This window comes from Limnothrix sp. FACHB-1083, from assembly GCF_014696485.1.
Taxonomy (GTDB): domain Bacteria; phylum Cyanobacteriota; class Cyanobacteriia; order CACIAM-69d; family CACIAM-69d; genus CACIAM-69d.
In genome coordinates this window covers 101440-124287 of the sequence record NZ_JACJQD010000013.1, presented here as the reverse complement: position 1 = coordinate 124287, position 22848 = coordinate 101440, and the positions used below count along the sequence as shown (strand labels likewise).

At 55.5% G+C, this 22848-nt stretch carries 17 protein-coding genes and 1 other RNA gene; 11 read left to right on the top strand and 7 right to left on the bottom strand.

Annotated elements, in window-relative coordinates; all coding sequences use genetic code 11:
- Positions 1-322: 322 nt before the first annotated feature.
- A complete protein-coding gene (locus tag H6F46_RS16000) occupies positions 323-2167 on the top strand; it encodes a penicillin-binding transpeptidase domain-containing protein (protein WP_190355675.1) in 1845 nt (614 codons plus the stop codon).
- Here H6F46_RS16000 and H6F46_RS15995 read toward each other — a convergent pair.
- The 3 genes from H6F46_RS15995 to H6F46_RS15985 form a co-directional block, all read right to left on the bottom strand.
- Positions 2164-2508 carry an SH3 domain-containing protein gene (locus H6F46_RS15995; protein ID WP_190355674.1) on the bottom strand — a complete coding sequence of 115 codons (345 nt, stop codon included), beginning with the start codon at positions 2506-2508 and terminating at the stop codon, positions 2164-2166. The genes H6F46_RS16000 and H6F46_RS15995 overlap by 4 nt on opposite strands.
- A gap of 251 nt (positions 2509-2759) precedes the next feature.
- Positions 2760-3215, bottom strand: a complete 456-nt coding sequence (locus H6F46_RS15990; protein ID WP_099534553.1) for a hypothetical protein — start codon at positions 3213-3215, stop codon at positions 2760-2762.
- A gap of 458 nt (positions 3216-3673) precedes the next feature.
- On the bottom strand, positions 3674-4939 hold the full coding sequence (locus H6F46_RS15985) for an aspartate aminotransferase family protein (protein ID WP_347278344.1): 1266 nt from the start codon (positions 4937-4939) through the stop codon (positions 3674-3676).
- 103 nt (positions 4940-5042) lie between these two features.
- On the opposite strand from H6F46_RS15985, the gene H6F46_RS15980 reads away from it, so the two are divergent.
- From H6F46_RS15980 to H6F46_RS15965, 4 genes are all read left to right on the top strand, one after another.
- Complete coding sequence (locus H6F46_RS15980) at positions 5043-5270, top strand: hypothetical protein (RefSeq protein WP_190355673.1); 228 nt, start codon at positions 5043-5045, stop codon at positions 5268-5270.
- Positions 5271-5364: 94 nt separating this feature from the next.
- Entirely contained in the window at positions 5365-6273 is a 909-nt protein-coding gene (gene rsmH / locus H6F46_RS15975; RefSeq protein ID WP_347278346.1) for a 16S rRNA (cytosine(1402)-N(4))-methyltransferase RsmH, read from the top strand.
- A gap of 604 nt (positions 6274-6877) precedes the next feature.
- On the top strand, positions 6878-8440 hold the full coding sequence (locus tag H6F46_RS15970; RefSeq protein ID WP_190355671.1) for a SpoIIE family protein phosphatase: 1563 nt from the start codon (positions 6878-6880) through the stop codon (positions 8438-8440).
- A gap of 4 nt (positions 8441-8444) precedes the next feature.
- On the top strand, positions 8445-8885 hold the full coding sequence (locus H6F46_RS15965; RefSeq protein ID WP_099534557.1) for an anti-sigma regulatory factor: 441 nt from the start codon (positions 8445-8447) through the stop codon (positions 8883-8885).
- Positions 8886-9049: 164 nt separating this feature from the next.
- On the opposite strand, the gene H6F46_RS15960 is transcribed toward H6F46_RS15965, so the two are convergent.
- On the bottom strand, positions 9050-9832 hold the full coding sequence (locus H6F46_RS15960) for a YebC/PmpR family DNA-binding transcriptional regulator (RefSeq protein WP_190355670.1): 783 nt from the start codon (positions 9830-9832) through the stop codon (positions 9050-9052).
- A gap of 206 nt (positions 9833-10038) precedes the next feature.
- On the opposite strand from H6F46_RS15960, the gene cobN reads away from it, so the two are divergent.
- The 3 genes from cobN to H6F46_RS15945 all read left to right on the top strand — a co-directional run bounded on the left by cobN (position 10039) and on the right by H6F46_RS15945 (position 16472).
- Positions 10039-13953: a cobaltochelatase subunit CobN gene (gene cobN / locus H6F46_RS15955; RefSeq protein WP_190355669.1), complete on the top strand. Its 3915-nt coding sequence runs from the start codon at positions 10039-10041 to the stop codon at positions 13951-13953.
- 573 nt (positions 13954-14526) lie between these two features.
- Positions 14527-15048, top strand: coding sequence for a universal stress protein (locus H6F46_RS15950; RefSeq protein WP_190355668.1), 522 nt, complete (start codon positions 14527-14529; stop codon positions 15046-15048).
- A gap of 569 nt (positions 15049-15617) precedes the next feature.
- Positions 15618-16472, top strand: a complete 855-nt coding sequence (locus H6F46_RS15945) for an MBL fold metallo-hydrolase (RefSeq protein WP_099532753.1) — start codon at positions 15618-15620, stop codon at positions 16470-16472.
- Positions 16473-16578: 106 nt separating this feature from the next.
- Here the strand turns inward: H6F46_RS15945 and H6F46_RS19925 are convergent, their stop codons facing one another.
- A complete protein-coding gene (locus H6F46_RS19925; protein WP_190355667.1) occupies positions 16579-17415 on the bottom strand; it encodes a 5-formyltetrahydrofolate cyclo-ligase in 837 nt (278 codons plus the stop codon).
- A gap of 162 nt (positions 17416-17577) precedes the next feature.
- Here H6F46_RS19925 and H6F46_RS15935 point away from each other — a divergent pair, with 162 nt between their 5' ends.
- From H6F46_RS15935 to ssrA, 3 genes are all read left to right on the top strand, one after another.
- Positions 17578-19086 carry an FAD-dependent oxidoreductase gene (locus H6F46_RS15935; RefSeq protein ID WP_305068609.1) on the top strand — a complete coding sequence of 503 codons (1509 nt, stop codon included), beginning with the start codon at positions 17578-17580 and terminating at the stop codon, positions 19084-19086.
- A gap of 192 nt (positions 19087-19278) precedes the next feature.
- Entirely contained in the window at positions 19279-19665 is a 387-nt protein-coding gene (locus H6F46_RS15930) for a DUF423 domain-containing protein (protein ID WP_190355666.1), read from the top strand.
- 277 nt (positions 19666-19942) lie between these two features.
- Positions 19943-20341: a transfer-messenger RNA gene (ssrA, locus tag H6F46_RS15925) on the top strand.
- A gap of 174 nt (positions 20342-20515) precedes the next feature.
- Here the strand turns inward: ssrA and H6F46_RS15920 are convergent.
- Entirely contained in the window at positions 20516-21568 is a 1053-nt protein-coding gene (locus tag H6F46_RS15920; protein ID WP_190355665.1) for a low-complexity tail membrane protein, read from the bottom strand.
- A 181-nt stretch (positions 21569-21749) separates the two neighbouring features.
- Positions 21750-22577 carry a glutathione S-transferase family protein gene (locus H6F46_RS15915; RefSeq protein ID WP_190355664.1) on the bottom strand — a complete coding sequence of 276 codons (828 nt, stop codon included), beginning with the start codon at positions 22575-22577 and terminating at the stop codon, positions 21750-21752.
- Positions 22578-22848 lie beyond the last annotated feature (271 nt).

Sequence of the window (22848 nt, the reverse complement as noted above, 5' to 3'; positions counted from 1 at the left end):
GGCAATTGTTCCAGGGTAGTTGTTCTAGGGCAGTTGTTCTAGGGCAGTTGTTCAAACCTGGCGGTTCATGGGCGATCGAACCTCAGGTTTGAGCTTCGTCACTGAACAACGGGAACTGAACAACGGGAACTGGACAACGGGAACTGGACAACGGGAATTGAACAAATCTTGCCCTATTCTATGCCGACTATTTCGGGTTTTGCGACGAACTCCATCGGCGGCGGTCTGCGGGAGCAGTCTGTGGCAAGCTGATTAAATCCCCTCGATTAGCCCTCACCGATTAGCCCTTTTCGCTGCGCCCGCGCTGGGCTGTTATCGTTCCATGGTCGCATCGCCCCCTCCCAACTCGCCCAAATTGGATCAGCAGCCGGAACGGACGATCGGGCGGCGCTACCAGCCGTTGGGGTGTTTGATCGTGGCCGTGGTGTTGTTGGGGGGCATTGGCAGCCGGTTGGCCTATCTGCAACTGGTGGAAGGACAGCGCTATCGACAATTGGCGGCGGCCAGCCGAATTCGACTGATGCCAACCCTGCCAACCCGGGCTGCCCTGCTGGATCGATCGGGGCGGGTGTTGGTGGATAATCGCCCCTCAATTTCGGCCATGGCTTGGCCCGTGGCCCAATCGCCGCAAGAGTGGCGGGCCATTTTGCCGGAGTTGGCCCGAGTGTTGGGGCGGCCGGAGTCGGAACTGCTGGCACGACTGGAGCAGGCCGGTTGGCGATCGCCCGTATTGGTGCGCTTGGCCCGGGGGTTGCCCCCTTCGCAAATGACCACGGTGGCGGAGTTGGCCACCCAAGTGCGCGGCCTGGCAATCCAGCCCGAGGCGGAGCGCGACTATCCTCATGGACAGCTCGCCCAGACCATTTTGGGCAAGGTGGGGGAGGTGAACGCGGCGGAGGTCGATCGCCTGGAGCCGCTGCAAGATTACCGATCGGGCGATCTGATTGGGCGATCGGGCTTGGAAGCGGCCCTGGAGGCCCAACTGCGGGGCCAGTCCGGGGGCGAGCAAGTGGAACTCGATCGCAACGGTCTGCCCGTGCGTGTGTTGGCCCGCAAGCCCACGGAACCACCCACGCCGGTTCGCCTGACCCTAGATTTACCGCTGCAACAAACCCTGGAGGGGCTGATTAACGGAGTCAGCGGGGCCGCAGTTGCCCTGGATCCAGACAATGGCGCGGTCTTGGCCATGGCCGGCCAATGGCCCAACCCGGGGCAGGGGGGCAACCGGGCCCTGAAAGTCATTCGTCCGGGTGCGCTGTTCAAGTGGATTACCGCTGTGGCGGCGCTGGAGTCGGGGCAAATGGCCCTTCATCAACGGTGGCGGATCGATCGCCGCAGTCGTCCCGGTGGGTTGCCCTGGGCGGAATTTACCAAGGTCACCTGGCCGAGCATTGTCACCCTCAACTTTCGAGAGGCATTGGGCAAGTTAGACACCCAAGACAGTGATGCATTTTTTGAGCAGGTGGCGCTCCGGCTGGATAGCACCAATACGATCGCCTGGGCCCGTCGGTTTGGGTTTGGCCAGCGATCGGGCATTGAACTGGCCGAGGATGAGGATCCGGGCCCCAGCTTGGAAGCCCTTTGGAAACGGGAATCGGTGCAAGCCCGCTGGTATTTGGGCGAAGGGGTGAATCTGGCCTTGGGCCGGGGCGAAATGGCCGCTTCACCCCTGCAAATTGCCGTGATGGCCGCCGTGGCGGTGAATGGTGGTTATCGGGTGCAACCCCATTTGGTCAAGGATCGATCGGCCCAGGTCAGCCGGGAGTTTTTGGGATTGCAGCCCAGCACCTTGGAATTGTTGCGATCGGCCCTGCAACCGCGCACCAGCAGCCTCCCCGCCCCCGAGGCGAGCCAGCCTCCCGATCGCCCACCCCAACCCAACGCCGCGATCGGCTGGTTGGCCACCCACAGCCTGGTGCGGCAAAGCGACCAACTGATCGGCGCTTGGGCCGTGGCTGCGGGCCCCGCCAACGATCCCAAAATTGTTGTGGTTACCTTTGTGGAGCCGCCGAGCGATCGCCCCTCGGTTCCCACCGATTCCGCCGCAGCTCCATCCAACGGTGCGGCGAGCCAAGAACCCAGTGCCCCCGCTGCCCAAGCCGCCGAACAAATTGCCGGAGCAACGGTGGTTAACTATGTGCAATCGCTCGATCGCTGGCTTCCCTAGGGCGGACAGCTAATGCTCATCAGGTCTTCGCGGATCCAGGCCCGGCGATGAGGCGGCACGATCTCGCCCTGACCCGATCGGGACTTGGTGACCATGTGCCACTGATTGCCCTGGCCATCGGTGCGGGTCAGGGGATTGGGTTCCCACCGCTCACTCGCGTCGTTGAGCAAAATCACCGTACTGCTCGGATTGACCCGATCCACGATCGGGAATTGAGTGCCCGGGCCCGATCGCAAATTCACCGCTGAATTACCGCGAATCGTGCCGAAACAATTGGCTCCAAGGGATTGCCCTGAACTAGACGGGGCGATCGCAAGACTCAAAATTGTGGCAATGCCCATTGCTATTGGCAGAAGAGGACGTGATTGAACAAGAAGTTTCATAACCTGATTTTGGGTGGAATCTTGAATTTCTGAGGCTTCTAAAGGCTTAATCTAAGGAATCAGGCTCTGAAGAACCAGCAAAAAGCACAACGGAATTGGGCTAATTTTGGAGCCTTGAATTCACCCCATAACCAACCATAATTTGAGATCTAGAATCTGAAATCTGGAATCTGAAATCTGGAATCTGAAATCTGAGATTAATTCTGAAATTAATGGTGACTGGTCGGGAAAAAGTACCGCGTTTCTCCCTGCTGCCCAATTTGATATTCTGCCCCAAATTCAATCGACATGCGATCGAGATAGGCGCGGGCCCGATCGGCCTCCAAGCCCGATCGCATGGCAAATTCAAATAGGGTGACCTGGCCTTGTCCTTCAGCTAACAATTCCATCAGGCATTGGCGTAGCTGTTCCTGTTGTTGGCGCTCTTGATTTTTTTGTTGTGTTTGATGTTGTTTTTTAAGATCCCAAAGCAGCCAGCCACCACCCGCCACAAAGGGCGCACCAAAGACAACACATCCCAAAATAGCGCTTTGGTTTTCGCGCTCCCGATCGGCAACGGTTTGTCCCGGTTCCAAGGGCGACAACGGAACCAAAAGAGCGACCAGCCAAAAGAAGCCGCCCAGGGTGAGAAAGCTGCCCGCCAGAATTTTCTTAATGATTTTCATGGGAATTTTTGCAAGATGCGATCGCGGAGGGGCTGGCCTGCTGGCAAAGGCAAATCACGACGGCTAAAAGGCCTCGGCCGAGGGGCTACCGCTGAATTTCGACTGTTGGATGATGGGCCACTGAGTCAGGGGTTGCTTGAGCCTCCACACCTTGTTAGCAAATTTTATTGGCAGATTTCATCGGCAAATTTGGCGACAGGCTTGGTAGCAAATTTTGGCGGTCAGTTCTAGCCACCTTAGCCACCAACTTGAGTTACTGATCAGGCTCTGGGTTCGTTCAATCAAAAAAACAAAAACGGGATAAGCCATGCCTATCCCGCCAGATTAGATCATTTGGATCATTGGGTATGGACGAAGCAAGCTTGTTGCCCGATCGCCCTGTTGAATCCAATCGATTAATCAAATCAACTCATCAAATTGACGCAATTCGCGCTTTCGGCATAGCCAGCCTGATCGCCCTAGGCTGCTTGCAAGGTGGCAATCGCTTGGGTGATGGCGGCCAACGCTTCGTCAATTTCGGCGGCAGTGACGATCAGGGGCGGCACAAATCGCACCACCTGCGGCCCGGCCGGCACCAGCAACAGACCGGCGGCCATGGCGGTTTTGACCAGATCGATCGAGCTGAGGCCCGCATCTTCCTTCAGCACCAGGCCGTTGATTAGACCCCAACCGCGCACTTCCGCAATCAAGTTGGGATATTGAACCGCCAGGGCCTTCAGACCCGCCCGCAATTGCTCGCCCCGATCGCGCACATTGTCCAAAAAGCCCGGTGCGCCCACCGTTTGGCAAACAGCCATCGCCACCCCACAGGCAAAGGGATTGCCGCCGTAGGTGCTGGCGTGGTCACCCGGTTCAAACACATTGCACTTGGCCTTGCACAGCAGGGCCCCGATCGGGATGCCGCCGCCCAAACCCTTGGCGGAAGTGAAAATATCCGGCTCAATGCCCAGGTTTTCGTAGCCCCACAGTTGCCCCGTGCGGCCAACGCCCACTTGCACTTCATCAAGAATCAACAAGATGCCCCGATCGTCGCAAATTTCCCGAACCCGTTGGAAATAAGCCCGATCGCCCGGACGCACGCCCCCTTCTCCCTGGAGTGCTTCCAGCATGATGGCAGCAACGCGGGGGCCGTTGGTTTCCAAGCGGGCGATCGTCGCTTCCAGGGCTGCAATGTCGTTGTAAGGGATATATTCAAACCCCGGAACCAGAGGGCTGAAGTTCTTTTGATATTTGGGCTGACCGGTGGCGGTGATGGTGGCCAGGGTGCGCCCGTGGAAGCTGGCGTGGGCTGTGAGGATCACCGGTTCATCGATGCCCAACACCGTGTGGGCATATTTGCGGGCCAGTTTGATTGCGCCCTCGTTGGCTTCGGCTCCGGAGTTACAGAAAAACGCCCGATCGGCGCAGGAATGTTCCACCAGCCAGGCCGCCAACGCCCCTTGTTCAGGGATGTAGTAAAGATTGGAAACGTGGTGCAGTTTTTGAATCTGCTGGCTCACGGCGCTGGTCATCACCGGGTGGGCATGGCCCAGGGTGCAGGTGGCAATGCCCGCCACAAAGTCCAAATAGCTGCGGCCCTCGGTGTCCCAAACGCGGCTACCTTCGCCACGCTCCAGGGCGATCGCAAAGCGGCCGTAGGTTTTCATGACGGCTGCGTCAAAGGCCTCGGTGGAAAAGGCAACTGGGGCGATCGAGGCGGGATCAGCGAGGGCTTGGGGACTCACGATGGTTGCTCCTAAACAATGGCTTTAACGGCAAATCCGATGAAGGGAACGGTAGGGATCGCCGTTAAAGGTTGGGTTGATTGTAGAGGAGGAAACCAAGGGCTTGCTAGATCTGATTTGGATCCCGAGGGTCGATCGGTCTGGAAATCTTGACTTGGGCCCGGCAGCGGTTGACTCGGCGCGATCGACCCGCGATCGGCGAATTCCCACCCGGGCGGATAATGGAACTTCGTTGGTTCCCTTGGCCTCAGCCCGGTGGCCGCCAATGTTGCACTTTGTCGATGTTTGCTATGACCGCCGCTGCCATGAGTTCCGCAAGTTCTGCCCCTGAGCCTAGTCCCGTTGCGTCTGATCCTGTGGGGTCTGATCCTGTGGAGTCTGACCTTGTGGATTCTGGCCCTGTGGATTCTGGCCTGGATGAATCGATTAATGGGAGCCGATCGGGGGCGGAGGTACTCCCCGCTGAGTCGATCGACTGGGGCCACTTGTCCGTGCTCCGAGACGAATGTGTTGCGGGTTTGCAACCTCGATCAGGCGGGTGCTACCTGGATGCCACGCTGGGTGCTGGGGGCCACACGGCGGCCCTGCTGGCGGCGGATCCAGAGGTGCGGGTGGTGGGCCTCGATTGTGACGATCGCGCCTTGGCGATCGCGCGGGAACGGTTGGCCCCCTGGGGCGATCGCGTCACCTTCGTGCGCAGCAACTTTGCGCAGTTCAACCCCGGCGATCAGCAATTTGACGGCATTTTGGCAGACTTGGGCGTTAGCTCCATGCAGTTTGACCAGCCCGATCGGGGTTTCAGCTTTCGCCACGACGGCCCCTTGGACATGCGCATGGATGATCGGCTCACGGAATCCGCCGCCGATGTGGTGAACCATTGGCAAGAAGTGCCCCTGGCCAACGCGATCTATACCTATGGTGAAGAACGATTATCTCGGCGGATTGCTCGGGCGATCGTGGAACAGCGGCAAACGCAGCCTTTCCAAACCACCCTCGAGCTGGCCAACGCGATCGCCCGCTGTGTGCCCGGTAAATATCGCCATGGGCGTATCCATCCCGCCACCCGCACCTTTCAGGCCCTGCGGATTGTGGTGAACCAAGAGTTGGCAGTTTTGGAAACCCTGCTCGATCGGGCCCCCAATTGGCTCGCTCCCCAAGGCCGCCTCGCCGTCATCAGCTTCCACAGCCTTGAGGATCGAATTGTGAAGCACCGACTGCGAGAATCAACCCAACTCAAAGTCATCACCAAAAAGCCCATCTGCCCCAACGATGCTGAAATGGGTCAAAATTCCCGATCGCGATCCGCAAAATTGCGAATTGCAGAGAGAATCTAGCCGAATCAATGCCAATGGGTTTCTTTTGAACTTTTTCTGTATTTTTCTTTGGGGGCTGCTGAAATTTCTCGGCCACTGAAGGATTGATGAACAGGATTATTCAAAACTCAATGATTTCTCCAGCCCAATGATTCCTCAAGCCAAAACTGGGTAAAAACTAATCAGTTGCTCGGCCAGTCGCTCAGCCAGCGCATCTAGTCATTGATTCGTCAACGGCCAGGGCATGGGCTGAATCAGTTGGTTTGTGTCTAGGATTTCACGCCCAGTGTTTCAGCACATCGGGTAGGCTAGGGTAGAACGTGGGAATTCCCCCTTGTCCCGAGTGAGCCTTGGCCCACTTGTATCGATCGCTACACCAGTCCCGAAGATCAATTCTCTTCCCAGCTTGGAAGCGGCCCATTCCTCACTCAGGAATGGCGCGATCAACCGGATCATGGTCGTCAGAATCGAAAAGGCTAAGTAATAAAAACTAGCCTCCTTTCTAGCCCCCTTTGTCGATCGGGTAACCTTGTTTGCAAAAACCTAACCCGATGCCCATCCCCATCCCTGGGGTCACCCCCACGACCCCCGCCAACCCTGTCCAGCAGTGCAAGTGGAGCACGCGATGAGCTTAGTCGTCCAAACCACACCAAGAGCAGAAACAAAACTCAAATTGATGGTGGTTGATGACGAACCGGATAACCTCGATTTGTTGTATCGAACCTTCCGTATTATTCTGACCGGCTACACCGACGTAGAAGACCTCGTAGGAGCCATCAACTCCGGTAAAGTTTTCCGATATCTGACAAAGCCCTGGAGTCCCGACGAACTCAAATCCGTCGTGAACCAAGCGGCCGAAACCTATCGTGTGGTTAAGCGCCGCACGAACGAGTTAAACCGGGCCCTGCGCCGCGAATCCCTGTTTAACGCCATGATGAGCGCAATTCGGGAATCCCTGAATTACGACAGCATGTTGCCCACCATCGCCCAGACCATCACCACCACCCTGAACGCCCATTGCGCCTTGTTGCAGCCCGTGGAAGGGGGGCAAGCCAAAGGAGAACCCCTGCGCTACCCACTCGATCGGGATGACTGGAGCCTGACCCATGAAGACGGGCAATTGCGGGATCCGGTGCAAGCGGCCCTGGAGCACTTGACCATTCAGCAAACCCAAGTCAACACCGATGGCAGCGACAGCCCAGGGGGAGCCATCGATGAGTTGCTCATTCCTTTGGTCTATCAACAGGAATGTTTGGCCCTGTTGTCCCTGGTGCGCCAAGGACAACCCGGCTGGCAAACCGATGAAGTGGCGCTGATTTCGGAGCTAACAGAACAGGCGGCCTTGGCCCTTTCCCAAGCCCGTCTGTATCAGCGCACCGAAGCCCAAACCCAGCAGTTCCGCATGGAATTGGAAGTGGCGCGGCAAGTGCAGGCAGACTTGTTGCGCCAACATTGGCCAGAAGTTCTCGGGGTGCGTGTGCAGGCGGAATGCCAGCCCGCGCGCGAGGTGGGGGGCGACTTTTTTGAAGTCTTTATCCATCCTCAGGGGGATGTGTGGTTAGCGGTTGGGGATGTGTCCGGAAAGGGGGTTCCGGCGGCCCTATTTATGGCCAGTTCGATCTCTGTTTTGCGCCAAGAGCTGGCTCGGGCAGAGTCTCCGGAGCCAGATGAAGCGATTCGGCGGCTGAATCGGGCCCTGTTTGAAAATTTGTTTAATAGCAATCGATTCATTACGATTGCCCTAGCACGCTACACTCCCAGCACGAGACGCTTGAGCTATGCCAACGCGGGTCACGTCTACCCCGTGGTTTGGTCGCCCCAGGTGGTTCAGGAAAAAGTCCTGGCCGGTGGCGATCTCAAGGAAATTGAGCCAACCTATCTCAAGGCTCGGGGAGTGCCGCTGGGTATCTTGCCGGAGTGGAAAGGTACGGGGGGGGAACAGACTCTAGAGCCAGGGGAGGCTCTGCTGATGGCTAGTGACGGAATTACGGAAGCAACAGTGGCGAACATACAACTCCCGGGAACAAGTTTGGTGAACGGTTCAATGTTGCAACAGGAGGGCCTGTGGGAACTGTTGAAGCAACAAGGAAGCCCGTTTGATCTCAAGCGCTTGTTGGCGACCTTGCAACAGGTTGCGCCCGACGAGCAAGAAGACGACCAGACCCTACTGCTGCTGGAGGTTCTGTAAACCGATGAGAACTGAAATCCAAGTCCCAAGCAACTTGAAGTTTCTAACCATTGTTGAGCAGTGGTTACTCGGTTCCCTGGAAATTGAGCTAGGCGATCGAGTGGATTGGGCCCGCCAGTCGAACCGTCTGCGGCTGGTGTTGGCGGAGGCCTATTCCAATGTGGTGCGCCATGCCCACAAGGATCGCCCCCACCTGCCGGTGGAGATGTCGGTGGAGGTGCAGGATCGGGAGCTGGCGATCGAGATTTGGGATCGCGGCCAGGGCTTCAGTTTGGATAACTACCTGCCGCCAGTGCCGGAAGCCAAGCAGGAAAATGGCTATGGCTGGTTGATTTTGAACCGGCTGATGGATCGGGTGGAATATCGGTTGCAGGTGGATGGCAAAAACTGCCTGGTGCTGTTGGCGACGTTGCCCCCTCGGGAAGAGTCCCAATCCAAAAACTAGGACTACAGGCTCAAAAACTAGGACTACAGGCTATAGGGCTACAGGCCAGTGGACTACAGGCTAGTGGATCGAACAGTCCGATCGGGTCAGCGATGGGGTTTAGTCTGACTCCTGAGCGATCGCCCATGCTCGCCTGCGATCACCCCGGTTGTGGGGCCGATCGCCTAAGCCATCACTTCCGCCATCAGGTCGTCGGCCATTTCAAAGTTGGTGGCGACGCTTTGTACGTCGTCTAAGTCTTCGATCGCGTCCATCATTTTGATCAGGGCTTTGGCTTGATCGCGATCGGTCACGGCGACGGTGTTGGTGGGAAACCAACGAGTTTCCGATTGCCACACCCGAAAGCCACGCGCCTTCAGCACCGATTCCAAATTTTCCAAGTTATCTGGGGCTGTTTTGACTTCAAACCCCATGAGGTCAAATCCCTTTTGGTCTTGGCCAGAGAAGGGATCATAGGATTCTCCTTCCCCCTCGATCGAGGCTTCCAGCAGCGCATCTTCCTCGATCGCCTCGCCCACGATGGTGACCACGCCCTTGTTTTCAAACATCCAACCCACGCAGCCGGTTTCCCCCAGGTTACCGCCGTTTTTGCTGAAGGCCACGCGCAGGTCAGCAGCGGTGCGGTTGCGATTGTCCGTGAGGGCTTCAATCAGTACGGCCACGCCACCGGGGCCATAGCCCTCATAGCGAATGGCTTCCAGTTCCGCCCCTTCCCCCGCCAGCCGACCGGCTCCCTTGGCGATCGCCCGATCGATGTTGGCATTGGGCACGCCGGCCGCCTTGGCCTTGTCGATCGCGGTTCGCAGTTGGAAATTACCGGTAGGATCCGCACCACTGCGGGCCGCCACAATAATCTCCCGCGACAGTTTGGTAAAGACACTGCCGCGCACCGCATCCACCCGGGCCTTTTGGCGCTTAATGTTTGCCCATTTACTATGTCCGGCCATGGCTCCAACTAAATCGATGAAAGATTGAACGAACCCAGGACTAAGATCGGTCTTTGGCAAGACGAATCAAAGATCGCCTTGAAATTTTAAGGGCCGATGCGATCGAACGGGATTAAGTTGCCCAATTTTCTAAACGCTCTTGTCTAAACGCTCTTGTCTAAACGCTGCTCATTGTTCCACTAGCGCTCACGACGACCAAAAGACCAATGCATAGGATTGCTGCGTTGCCCGGTGGCTGGGAACCGAATACAGAAGGCGTTATTTTTGTTGAGCAAACTCCGGCTCCGATCATTGTTTTGACGGCCAAAGATACGGATATTCAAACGCTGTCGATCGCCCGTCGATCGCTGCCGGAAAATTTTCCAGCCATCCGCGCCACTAACCTCTTGCAACTGCAACAGCAACTGACGATCGATACCTATGCTGAGGACGTTTTGTCGCAAGCGCAGGTGATTGTTTTGCGCTTGTTGGGGGGCCGTGCCTATTGGAGCTACGGGCTAGAGGTGGTGCGAGATCTAGCTGAGCGATCGGGCATTGGGCTGTTGGTTTTGCCCGGAGACGATCGCCCAGATCCTGACTTGGTTTCCCATTCAACGGCTCCCTTGAGTTTGTGTGACCAGATTTGGCGCTATTTGAATGAAGGTGGTGTAGAGAATGTTCAAAATGCGCTCTTGAAGTTATCAGATACCTATTTTCAAACGCAATATCAACCTCCCAACCCTCAGCCGATCGAACGTTGGGGGCTTTACCAATATCCTAAAAATAATGCCCTTGAAAGCTCATCAGTTTCTAAACCGATTGGAACCGTTGGAATTGTTGGAATTTTATTTTATCGAGCCTATTATCAAGCGGGAAACTTAGCGGCGATCGATCAACTATGCCATGCCCTGTTGGCGGTGAATTTGCAACCAGTGCCCATTTACGTGGCTTCGTTGCAAGATTCGGATATTCAGGAAGAAGTGGGTTCCGCTCTGGAATCTCAGGCGATCGATCTGTTATTGGCTTCAACGGGATTTGCAATCACCAAGGCCCAATCTACCCTTGGCCAGGCGCAACCCCATTCCCTTTGGCAGCGGTTAAATGTGCCTGTTTTGCAAATTATTTTGAGCAGCGGAACCCAAGATCAATGGCTCACCAACCAGCAAGGGTTATCCCCTCGAGATATGGCAATGCAGGTGGCGCTGCCGGAGGTGGACGGTCGGGTGGCAACTCGGCTGGTGGCTTGCAAATCGGTGCAACAGCGCGATCGAGATTTAGAAACAGAAACGATCGCGCTTGAACCCATTCCCGATCGCTTGGATTTTGTGGCAAAACTGGCGGCTAATTGGGTGCAGTTGCGGCGATCGGCTCCTGGCGATCGCCCGATCGCCATTGTGTTGGCCAATTATCCAAATCGAGATGGGCGCTTGGCCAATGGTGTTGGCTTGGATACGCCCCAAAGTTGTGTTGATTTTCTGTGGGCTTTGGCGCGATCGGGCTATGACTTGGGTGATTTAGAACAATTGCCAAAAACTGGTGACCAACTCATTCAGCAACTGACCCAAGGAACGACCAATGATCCTGAGGGCTGGACAGGGCGATCCATTCGTCAATATCTATCATTCACGAACTACCAAACCTGGTTTGAAACCTTGCCGATCGAGGTGCAAAGGGCAATCAATCAACGCTGGGGATCCCTGGCCAATCCGAAACCGGATCATGAGCAATGGTTTCCCAAAACGGTGATTGAAAAAGAGCCGGTGATTCCCATTTCAGGGTTGCAATGGGGCAAGGTTTTTGTGGGCATTCAACCGGCCCGAGGATACGATCGGGATCCTAGTTTGAACTACCACGCGCCAGACTTGGAACCCACCCATGAATATTTGGCGTTTTATGAGTGGTTGCGATCGCAATTTGCCGCTCAAGCGATCATCCATTTTGGGAAGCATGGCAATTTAGAATGGTTGCCCGGAAAAGGCATTGCTCTCTCAGAGAATTGCTTCCCGGAAATTGCCCTTGGGCCAGTTCCTCATTTTTATCCATTTATTGTGAATGATCCCGGTGAAGGCTCGCAAGCCAAACGACGGGCCCAAGCGGTAATTTTAGATCACCTAACCCCACCGTTAACTAGGGCAGAACTGTATGGCGATTTGAGCTTAATTGAGGGCCTGATTGATGAATATTATGAAGCGCAAAGTTTAGATCCCAAGCGAACTCGGGTGATCGCTCCTAAATTATTGAAACTGATTGAAGATAATCAGCTCGATCGGGATCTCAAAATCAAACTAGGAGCTGCTAATTATTCCTTAACTCAGGGATCAAACTCAGCTCAGATCGTTCTCGAAAACCAATCAGCCATTGAAGATCTGATCGCCGCTCTGGATGGCTATCTTTGCGAACTGAAGGAAGCCCAAATTCGGGATGGCTTGCATATTTTTGGGCATTGTCCCACGGGCGATCAATTGCGTGATTTGACCGTGGCGATCGCCCGTTCTGCCCAAGGCGGCCAAGGAGGCCTGACGCGGGCGATCGCCCAAGATTGGCAACTGAGCTTCGATCCTCTCACGGCCGATTGGGGCGATCCGTTGCCGGAGGTTGATCGCTGGCCCCACCTAGCCACCTGCCGCACCTTGGGAGACGCGATCGCCGTTCTGGAAACCCAGGCCAGCGAAGCCGTGGCGGCCCTCATTGCCGATCGCCCCTGGCCGTCCGTGGGATCCCACACGGATCAGGCTTTGGCTTGGGTGCGCGATCGGCTCCTGCCCGCCTTGCGCCAAACTCCCCAGGAAATCGATCGGCTCTTGCAGGGACTCAATGGCGAATTTGTGCCGCCGGGGCCATCGGGGGCCCCCAGCCGCGGCCGCGCGGACGTGTTGCCCACCGGCCGCAATTTCTACTCGGTGGATTTGCGATCTCTGCCCACGGAAAGCGCTTGGGAAGTGGGGCGTAAGGCCGCCGACACCCTGATTGAACGCTATGTTCAGGAAAATGGCGATTATCCAACCACTCTCGGGCTGTCGGTTTGGGGCACTTCCACCATGCGCACCGGAGGCGATGACTTAGCGGAAGCGTTGGCGCTGTTGGGGGTGCGGCCCCGCTGGGACGGGGCGGCGCGGCGGGTGGTGGGGGTGGAAGTGTTGCCCCTGTCCGCGATCGGGCGGCCCAGGGTGGATGTGACCCTGCGAATTTCTGGTTTTTTTCGGGATGCCTTTCCCAACCTAATTGAACTGTTCGATCGGGCGGTTTACCTGGTTGCCGCGTTGGATGAAGCCGCCGCCGACAACCCGATCGCCCAGCGTGTGCGTCAGGAAACCGCCCAATGGCAAGCCAGCGGCCTGACCCAGGAGCAGGCCAGCACCCGCGCCCACTACCGCATCTTTGGTTCCAAGCCTGGAGCCTACGGCGCAGGCCTTCAGGGCCTGATTGAGGCTCAAAACTGGCAAAGCGACCAGGACTTGGCCCGGGCCTATCTGAACTGGAGCAGCTATGCCTACAGTTGCGCGGGTCGTTCGGGCCCCGTCAGCGGCGATGCACCCAGCAATGGCCTGGCGGCCCCAATCGGGCGATCGGCCCCGGAAGCCTTTGAGCAGCGATTACGGGAAATGCAAGTGGTTTTGCAGAACCAAGATAACCGCGAGCATGACCTTTTAGACTCCGATGATTACTATCAATTTCAAGGGGGCTTAACGGCCGCCGTGCGCGTCATTTCCGGGCAACAACCCACCGTCTATTTTGGAGACCATGCGCAACCCGATCGCCCCCGCACCCGATCGCTTGCGGAAGAAATTGCCCGAGTGTATCGATCGCGCGTTGTGAACCCCAAATGGATCGCCTCCGCCATGCGCCACGGCTACAAGGGAGCCTTTGAAATGGCCGCTACCCTCGATTATCTGTTTGCCTACGATGCCACGGCTCGCTGTGTCGAAGACTTCATGTATGACGGTGTGGCAGAGGCTTATCTGCTCGATCGCACTGTTCAGGACTTTGTGCGCCAGAAAAATCCCTGGGCCCTGCGGGATATGGCAGAGCGTTTGCTAGAAGCCCATCAGCGCGGTTTGTGGATCCCTGCCGATCCCCAACGGTTGGATCAACTGCAAGCGATCGCCCTGGAAGCGGAAGCCGACCTAGAAGCTCGCTCATAGCACGAGGGCGATCGGCTATTTCACAGCTCAAGGATTTCCATCATTCTTGCTGATCCCTACTGTTTTAGAGGCTTCTAATTGCCATTAATCTTCATAAAAGACCGAGCTTTTCTTGAAGAAGAAATTCAATGGGGTCAAAAATTCTCGCCAGACTATAGCCTTAAATTATATCCTGGTAGAAAATATTGATTCGCATCTGAATTTGAATGTGGATTCAAAAATAGCCAAGATAAAAAATAAAACGCATCTCATTAATCAAAAAATAAACAATAACCCAGATGGTGAATTTATTGATAAATTTAATTGACTACAAAATAATAGAACTTGCTGCTCATGGAATTATCAATAAATATGGCAACTTCTAGACATTGAATTGAGAATCAGAGACACTAGAGATGGTTTCTAATTCAGCCTGAAACTTAACAAGCACTTAACTATTTTTTGGTATGACTAAATTCGGCGATCGCTGATCATTCTGGGACGGCCCCGGTTTTGATTTACAGCGATCCCTCGTTAACTCTGGCTGACGCGGCCCGCTTTTTTGATCCCAGCCAGCCTTCAAGGAGCCTAGCCATGTATCACAAAATTTTGATTGCCATTGAAGATCCTTCCGTTGACCATGCTCCTTTTCGTCAGGGGATTGACCTGGCTGAAAAACTAGGCGCGTCGGTCATGTTGCTGCATGTGCTGTTTCCCGGCGAAGGCAATGCCCCTATGCCCCCCGGCGACGATTTATTTTTTGTGCCGGCTTTTCTGCCTGATGATGCTTTGTTGCAGCGCTATCACGAGGCTTGGCAGTCCTATATTGACCAAAATCTACAACAGCTCAAAATTTTGGCCGACGTGGCCGCAGAACGCCAAATTCCTGCCGAGTGGTCGCAAAACCACGGTTCGCCCGGTAAGGTCATTTGTCAGCTTGCCCACACCTGGGAAGCGGATTTGGTGGTGGTGGGGCATCGTCGTCAATCGACGCTGAGTGAGCTATTCATGGGTAGTGTCAGTAACTATGTGCTGCACCATTGTCCCTGTGCGGTTTTGGTGACCCAGGAAGTATCGGAGGAAGCCAACTCCAGCAAACCGGTGGCTAATCCGTAGGCTTGTTGCAGCGCCAGAAGAAGCACGGAACCAGCGCCCGATCAGAAAGTTGGGGTTCAATTGTTTCGATTGCTGGAATTTTTTGATGCTGGCGATCGAGCCAATTTTGGGTTGAAGGTTAGGGTGGGATGGCCAAAATCTGAGCTTTGGTGCAAACATGCGCTAGATTTTGGCCGGCTCCCGATAATTTGCACGGAACAGCGCGATCGGGAATGGAACTAGGTAGTTAGTGCCCATCCTCGCGGTCTATGCTAGGCTCAACAGGAGGTGTTCTGGGGCCATAAGTTTGCCTCATAGCATCGGGCAATTTGCGTTAAGCATTCTCAGCAAACCCTCGATCCGCACGATCAGTCACGATCAGCTCAGTGATCAACTTAGTGTTAGTGATCAACTCAGATCCGCAGCGATTAGGCTTTTCAACCGATCGCGCAGCTCGATAACCCTGGCTAGAGAATACTCAGTTGCTCGATTGGGTCAGTGCCTTGGTGCTGCACTCACTAAGAGAATTGCGATCACCTAGCCCGTCCAATCCGGATCTGCTTGCTCCGGTCTTGTTTGATGTAGGCAATATGGAGATTGCGCTTTCACCCGATTTTCTAGTCCGTTTCTGGGGCGTGCGAGGCAGCATTCCTGCACCGGGCAAGTCCACTGTGCGGTATGGCGGCAACACGTCCTGCGTGGAGTTGTGTGTTGGCGGGCGGCGCTTAATTTTTGATGGCGGTACGGGCCTGCGGTCTTTGGCTGAGTCAATGGCTCCTGGCGAAACGCTGGATGCTTTTCTGTTTTTCACGCATTACCACTGGGATCATATTCAGGGTGTGCCGTTCTTCGCGCCCCTGTTCACGCCGGGCAATCGGCTGACGGTGTACGGGTGCCAAACGAATACGGGCGAGCCGCTGAAACATCATTTTTGCGATCGAATTCTGAATCCCCATTCCCCAATTCCCGTGGGACAGATCAAGGCGGAGGTCGATTTTTATGACCTAACGGCTGGGGATCAGTTTGTGGTGGATGGGGATATTGAAATTGAGACGGGGCTGCTCAACCATCCCAACGGAGCCATGGGCTACCGGATTACCTGGAACGGAAAAACGGTAGTCTATGCCACGGATACGGAGCATTTGCCCGATCGAATGGATGAGCACGTGGTGCAACTGTCTCGTGAGGCAGACGTGCTGATTTACGATGCCATGTACACCGATGAGGAATACAACAACCCCCGATCGTCCAAGGTGGGTTGGGGTCACTCCACTTGGCAAGAGGGAGTCAAGTTGGCGGAAGTGGCGGGCGTAAAGCATCTGGCGGTCTTTCACCACGAGCCAAACCACAGTGATGATTTTCTGGATGAAGTGGAACGGCAACTGAAGGAGCGATCGCCCGATTCTTTCCTGGCTCGTGAAGGGATGGAATTCAAAATTCCCTGACTGGAAGCAGACAAAGGATTTCAGACGCATTAATCGCATCAATACTGCGCCTGACCCAGCATGACTGAGTCAGGCACGATCCAACTTGGAAATCACAATGGAACAATTAACCGCCGCTGACCGGTGGAATTAAAACCAGTTCATCCCCATCCCGCAGCAGGGTACTATCGGGCACAAACTGAAAGTTAATGCCGAAGCGGGTCATGTTTCGCCAATGTTCCAGGTTGGGATGTTTTTGGATCATCCGATCGCAAACTTCACCGGCCGTGATGCCAGCGGGCAATTCCCAAATCAGCTCTGATTTGCCGAATGTTTCTTGATAGACGGCAAAAAGTTTGATCGTGATCCGAATTTGGGTGGGGCCGTGGGATTGGGGGTGAATCACCTGGCTTTCGGTGCAAAAGGCTTCAAATTGCCGATCCCAAGGATCCGTGGGTAGCGCGTCCAATAGGGCAAAGTCGAAACATACGCCGATCGTGTGGGTATTGGAGCGCACCTCCGCCAACAGTCGATCGTAGTATCCTCCCCCGTAGCCTAGCCGATAGCCCAGGCGATCGGCCCCAACGCAGGGGGCCAAAACTAAATCCGCCGCCGTTGGTTCCACCACGGGCGCATCGCTAGCGGGTTCCTGAACCCCATAGGCCCCCGGTTCCAGCGGTTCGCCTGGTTGCCAGCGATGCCAAATCAGCAATTCCCCTTGGCAACGGGGCAACACCCAAATTTTGTTGCGTCCCAACTCCGTGTGCGCCAAGGGCAAAATATCCGGCTCCAAACGATGGCTCACATAGGCAAAAATCACCTGTGCCGTTTGCCACTCTGGGAGGGACTGGATCCGATCGCGCAGGGCCGTGCTGAGGTTGTGCCATTTGTTTTGCGGCATAACCTGGCGTTGCAGTAACAGCGCTCTACGTAGCGGCTTTTTTTCTGGATTGGGACGATACATGGCAGAGCGGACCCAATGCAAGCGCGGGTCTTCGATGGTAACCCAATTACCGGGCCCGAATCATGGGAATCAGTGGGTAATTCAGGAAGATTAATGGAGATGGCTAGAAGCTGCCGTTGATTGCCTCTGGTCAACTGGGAGAGGGCTAATCCAGGTCTGGAGTTGGCGGCCTATCCTGGAAAAAAACAAGCGGCAAAGGGTGGCGCGTTGGCCATGAAGCGCGATCGATTCTTGCGGTTAATGCTGGGTGGTGCGGCCGGTGCTAGTTTGGTGAGTTGCGGTCAGGGATGGGGGCTGAATGCTCAACAATCGTCATCCAAACAAGTCCCATCACCACAATCTCCATCAATGACAGGGCTAACGCAGGCTGAATCGTCCCGCCGGGTCTTGATTATTGGGGCGGGAATTGCCGGGTTGGCCGCGGCCCGTCAGTTGCGATCGCGCGGGTGGGATCCGGTGGTGCTGGAGGGGCGCGATCGGGTCGGGGGGCGTTTGTGGTCTTTGCGACCCTCGGCCCTGAAGGGGGTGGCGCTGGATTTGGGAGCCAGTTGGATCCATGGCATCCAGGGCAATCCGATCACCGCCTTGGCTCAGCAGTGGCAAATTCCCACCGTGGCCACGGATGCCGAAAATCAGTGGCTTTATGACTGGGATGGTCGGTTAGTGGATGATGCCCGGCATGATCGCCTAGAGCAGGTGTTAGAGCAGGTGTTGGCTCAACAGAACCGGTTGCGGGAAAAGCGTTCCACCGATCGCCCACTGCTAGCGGACTTGCAAGCCTTGGTTCAGCGGGCTAACCTCACGGCCGAGGATGAACGGGCGGTTTGGACATTGCTGAAGGGGTCGATCGAGCATGAATATGCCGGATCGATGGCGGAGCTATCGGCCAATGAGTGGGATGCGGGCGACGGTTTTGAGGGGGCAGATGTGCTGTTCCCCACCGGCTACGACTCGATCGCCCGTCGCTTATCCAGTGGTTTGACATTGCAGCTCAACCAGGTGGTGCGCCGAATTGAGCATGATCAACAGGGAGTCAAAATCACCACCGATCGCGGCGAATGGGTTGGGATCGCAGCCGTGGTGACCTTGCCGATCGGGGTGTTGCAGTCGGGTCAAGTGACCTTTGCCCCAGCCCTGCCCGAGACCCACCAAAGCGCCATCAATCGACTGGGAATGGGCATTCTGAACAAAATCTATTTAGAATTCCCTCGCTCCTTTTGGCCCTCAGAGCCGGATTGGATCGGGTTTGTTTCCGATCCGCCGGGTCTGTGGAATGAGTGGGTGAATTTCCAGCGGGTCAGCGATCGCCCCATTTTGCTGGGGTTTAATGCGGCTCAACAGGGCCGCGAGCTGGAAGCTCTCAGCGACGGGCAACAGGCCGCCAGTGCCCTCAAGGCTCTGCGACGGATGTTTGGCCCCAAAATTCCTGACCCAACGGCGGTTTGGGTGACTCGCTGGGGGCGCGATCCCTTTGCGGGCGGCTCCTATTCCTTCCTGCGAGTGGGGGCGACCTTGAGCGATCGCGGTCAACTGACCAAACCCGTGGCCGATCGCCTGTTTTTTGCTGGGGAAGCCACCTCTCGCAATCATGCGGCCACGGTTCACGGAGCCTATCGATCAGGTCAACGGGCTGCGGATCAGATCATGGCAATTCATCACGGTTCTGCCTAGGTTCTGCCTAGCAATTCACGGCCCTGAATCTGAATTGGTTAAATTGCGAGAGCCTTTGGCTGGCTTTCATCCCGATTTCTTTGTGCTTGAGTATGGCTTTCGGAATTAAGGGAAGGCCGAATTCATTAAAATTCGGTGTCAAGAAAATCTGGTGTCAATAATTCTGGTGTCAATAAATCTGGTGTGAATCAAATGGAACGTTGGTTTTTAGGCGGGGCTGGATTTTTAGGAGCAATGGCGGTGGCGGCTGGGGCCTTCGGCAGCCATGTGCTAGCGGAAAAACTGAGCGATCGCGCCTTGGCGATTTTTGAAACGGCTGCCCGCTATCAACTCATCCATGCGCTGCTGTTGGGGATGGTTGCGGTGGCGATGGGCGCGATGCCCAAACCCGTGGCCCCGAGCCTCCCGATCTCCGGGGTGTCTGCCCTGTTGGGGATGGTGCTGTTCAGTGGCAGCCTTTATGCCCTCAGTTTCGGCGCGCCCAAAATTTTGGGTGTCATTACCCCGATCGGGGGCGTGGGTCTCATTGTCAGTTGGCTCGCGTTTGGGCTAGCAGCTTTCCAGGGCGCAAAACCGTAGCCACAAGTAGGGAAATTTCGCCCCGATCGCCCAATTGCCCTTGCCCGATCGCCCGCCAATCGCGATAGAATACAGGAGCATTCAACGATGGTTATCTACTCCCATAGCAGCCAGCTCAAGAGCGCCGAGGAACAAATTAATTGGGAATGCACTAATTAATGCCTTGATTCCTGAAAGCTCAACTTAGTTTGCCGTTGCCCTCCTGGAATGGCCGTCGCCAAACCTAGCTTGGGGCGATCGCAACCCTAAGAACGCTGGAAAACACTGCTAACACCACGGGGCTGTCACGGTTTCGACGTGCTGGGAACAGGTACTGAGTGATGCAGGCCGAGAGCGGGCTAACTCTCGTAAATCAATGGCTCAAAAAAGTAGATGCGAACAACATCGTTCCTTTCGCTCGCAAGACTGTGGCTGTTGCCTAAGTTTTGTAACACCTCTAACTAGACGGTTGAGCACTCGCTGTCCGACTCCGTTAAGGTCACCGAGTTTAACCCCAACGGATGCGCTGTCCGGTCTTCTTCGGTTGGCCTGCTAGCAAAGACTTTAATCGAGGCATCCTACCGCTAGGGATTAAGTAGTGGTCCCCGTCTCAAGGGTCAACGAGACTAAGCCTGTGAATGAACAAGGTATAACTACTTGGTGCGGACGATGGGTTCGACTCCCTCCAGCTCCACTCCGTTACGGTTAATCACTGATTGCTAATCAGAAACTGGTGATCTAAAAACCGGTTGTCTGGTTAACAAGCCGACGAATTAACTTGCTCAAAACCCGACTTGGCATTGTGCTAGGTCGGGTTTTGCTTTTGTTCAACTTTTTGTTCAACCAAACTGTTTAAACCGATGCCCTGAACCTAGTGGCCATCGCCATCATTACCGCCATCGCTGTGGTTGTCGCTATCGCTGACCATATCGCCCCAATCATCATCATCGGTGGCTTGGTTTGCTGTTTCGGGATTGCTGGTCGCTTCGGTGGGTTCTGGTTCGGTGGAGTCTGGTTCCGTAGACTCGATCGGCTCAGGTTCCGTAGACTCGATCGACTCAGGCTCATTAGGAGTGCTTGCGATCGGCTCAGATTCCGTAGACTCGATCGCCTCAGGAGACTCGCTCTCCTCAACGGCCGCCGAATCCGTCACTAATTCAGAAGTAGCCAATAGCTCAGCCGTGCTCACTGGCTCGGTGGCATCCAGTGGCTCGGGATCGTCAGAAATCGGGAGATTCTCCGGGGCGATCGCGGCGGCCTCTTCCTGGGGCGCATTGGTGGTTTCTGGGGGCGTTGCTGACTCTGGTTCAGGAACCTTGGCGGGCGCGGCCACTGGGGCATTTTCCAAATCTGGTAAGACTTTGGTGAGCCGGATACTGAGGCGCAGGAAGCTGCTGGGAACGTTGCCAACGGGAAAAGGCTCGATCTCGCTGAAGGCGGTCTGCGGAGTGAGCAACACCCACAAAGACACGAGGGCAACGGTGAGCAGCAGGCTGCCCAAAAGCGCTCCCAACCACACCACCAACAGCCCGATCGCCCGTTGATCCAGGGGGGCAATTTCCGCCGCCAAGGGGGAGAGTTGATCCAGCCGTTGCAAAGCCCAAAGCACCAAAAGGGACGCAACCAGCGCGATCGCCTTGGTTTCCCAGCCGGCCCAGCGTTGCAAAATTCGTTGCTGAGTTTCGTTGAGGCGATCGGCCCGCAGGCTCACCAGCAAAACCGAAAAGGGATAAAACGGGCGCAACCACTGCATGGCCACGATCGGAGCAGTTCCCAACAGCCCCACCAACAGCCAGTCCCAGCCACCTGGCAGCAGAGGATCCCCCGCCGCCAACCCCAGTAAACACAACTCCGCACAGAGGGGCAGCGCTGCCAACCCCGCCAAATGCACCCAAAGATACGGATCGCGTTTTGGCCCCTGCACGATCGACCTCCTTCCCTCTCTGTTTGATTCGTTCTGTGTGTTAGTTGCTCAGCCGGTTGAATGAAAGCCAGTTGGATCAAGGCTGTTTTAATCAAGACCGGTTTCATCAAGGCTAGTCCAGACCCAAACTTATTGGACTACGGCCAGTTGAATGACGGCTGGTTTGATCAAAATTCATTCATCAAAGTTCATTCATGGACAACCCGATCGGCCCTGCTTCTTCGGCTAAGGCGCTATCCAACGGCTGGGCAAGCTTTGTAACCAGCATAGACGCTTTCTGCTCGGTCTCCCTGTCGGCAAAAAAGCGTGCTGACATGCGCTGGTAGTGGTCGCAGAGGTTGGGTTTTTGGCGGGCAAAGTCCACGATCGGGCTGGAATAGGGTGGCTCAATGAAATTCCCAATGTGACCGTAGGCTGTGGCATCCAGCGTGGTTGGGCGATCGCCCATAAAAAAGGGCTTATCGGCCAGAAAATCCGAAAGGGCCTGCAAATCCGCCGCAATAAGTTGATATAAATCAGCGTCACTCAGTCGGCCCAGGCCCTGTTGCGTCATCTGTTGCAGAATGCTTTGGCGAAATTTCTCCGCAAAGGCCACGCTCTGGGCCTTGCTCCAGTGACTGGGAACCAGAGTCAAGACTAAGTTTTGATAGTCTTGCCAGTTTTCTTCATCGCGGTAGCGAATCGCAATTCCACCCCAGTAGAGATGTTCCTTAATCAGGCGACGGAAAGCTAGGGCGATCGCGCGATCAGCCTGGCTCAAACCAGCTTCCAAATCAACACCTTGGGTTTGGCGAAAGCGCTCAATAATTAACGCGGTGTCGCCCCATTTTTGCCCTGCTTCTTCAATAAAAGGAATTTTGCCATAGGGGGCCTGAGCCAGATCCTGAGCGGTGGCTAAGGCTGTTTGGTAGGGTAACTCGGCAATTCGTAACCAAGTTTCCAATTCCATGCAAGCCGGACTGACGCTAGCCAGCCCCCAACGGGACGGAGCAGTGTAGAGCGTAATCATTCAAAGCAATCAAAAACAGCAAAAATAATCAGCAGGCTCAGAATGGCTCAATGACGATCCAGAGCCACCTTGGGTTTCGGTTTCCCCGCTGGACTATTTCGTCAGTTTTAACAGACCCGATGCGATCGGGCTGTGATGCCAGACAAAAGAATCAGCCCCGATTAGCACGTGGTTAGTGACTAGTCGGGGCTGATGAAAACCCAGATCAAGGGTGATGGGGCGATCGAACCGGAATTGATCGGACTATGAACTCGATCGCCCTCAGCGAATC

Bases quoted from the DNA above. Each gene is read 5' to 3' on its own strand.
- H6F46_RS16000 (WP_190355675.1), top strand. From the start codon at position 323: ATGGTCGCATCGCCCCCTCCCAACTCGCCCAAATTGGATCAGCAGCCG.
- H6F46_RS15970 (WP_190355671.1), top strand. From the start codon at position 6,878: ATGAGCTTAGTCGTCCAAACCACACCAAGAGCAGAAACAAAACTCAAA.
- H6F46_RS15990 (WP_099534553.1), bottom strand. From the start codon at position 3,215: ATGAAAATCATTAAGAAAATTCTGGCGGGCAGCTTTCTCACCCTGGGC.
- H6F46_RS15950 (WP_190355668.1), top strand. From the start codon at position 14,527: ATGTATCACAAAATTTTGATTGCCATTGAAGATCCTTCCGTTGACCAT.
- H6F46_RS15995 (WP_190355674.1), bottom strand. From the start codon at position 2,508: ATGGGCATTGCCACAATTTTGAGTCTTGCGATCGCCCCGTCTAGTTCA.
- H6F46_RS15945 (WP_099532753.1), top strand. From the start codon at position 15,618: ATGGAGATTGCGCTTTCACCCGATTTTCTAGTCCGTTTCTGGGGCGTG.
- H6F46_RS15930 (WP_190355666.1), top strand. From the start codon at position 19,279: ATGGAACGTTGGTTTTTAGGCGGGGCTGGATTTTTAGGAGCAATGGCG.
- H6F46_RS15915 (WP_190355664.1), bottom strand. From the start codon at position 22,577: ATGATTACGCTCTACACTGCTCCGTCCCGTTGGGGGCTGGCTAGCGTC.
- H6F46_RS19925 (WP_190355667.1), bottom strand. From the start codon at position 17,415: ATGTATCGTCCCAATCCAGAAAAAAAGCCGCTACGTAGAGCGCTGTTA.
- cobN (WP_190355669.1), top strand. From the start codon at position 10,039: ATGCATAGGATTGCTGCGTTGCCCGGTGGCTGGGAACCGAATACAGAA.
- H6F46_RS15960 (WP_190355670.1), bottom strand. From the start codon at position 9,832: ATGGCCGGACATAGTAAATGGGCAAACATTAAGCGCCAAAAGGCCCGG.
- H6F46_RS15965 (WP_099534557.1), top strand. From the start codon at position 8,445: ATGAGAACTGAAATCCAAGTCCCAAGCAACTTGAAGTTTCTAACCATT.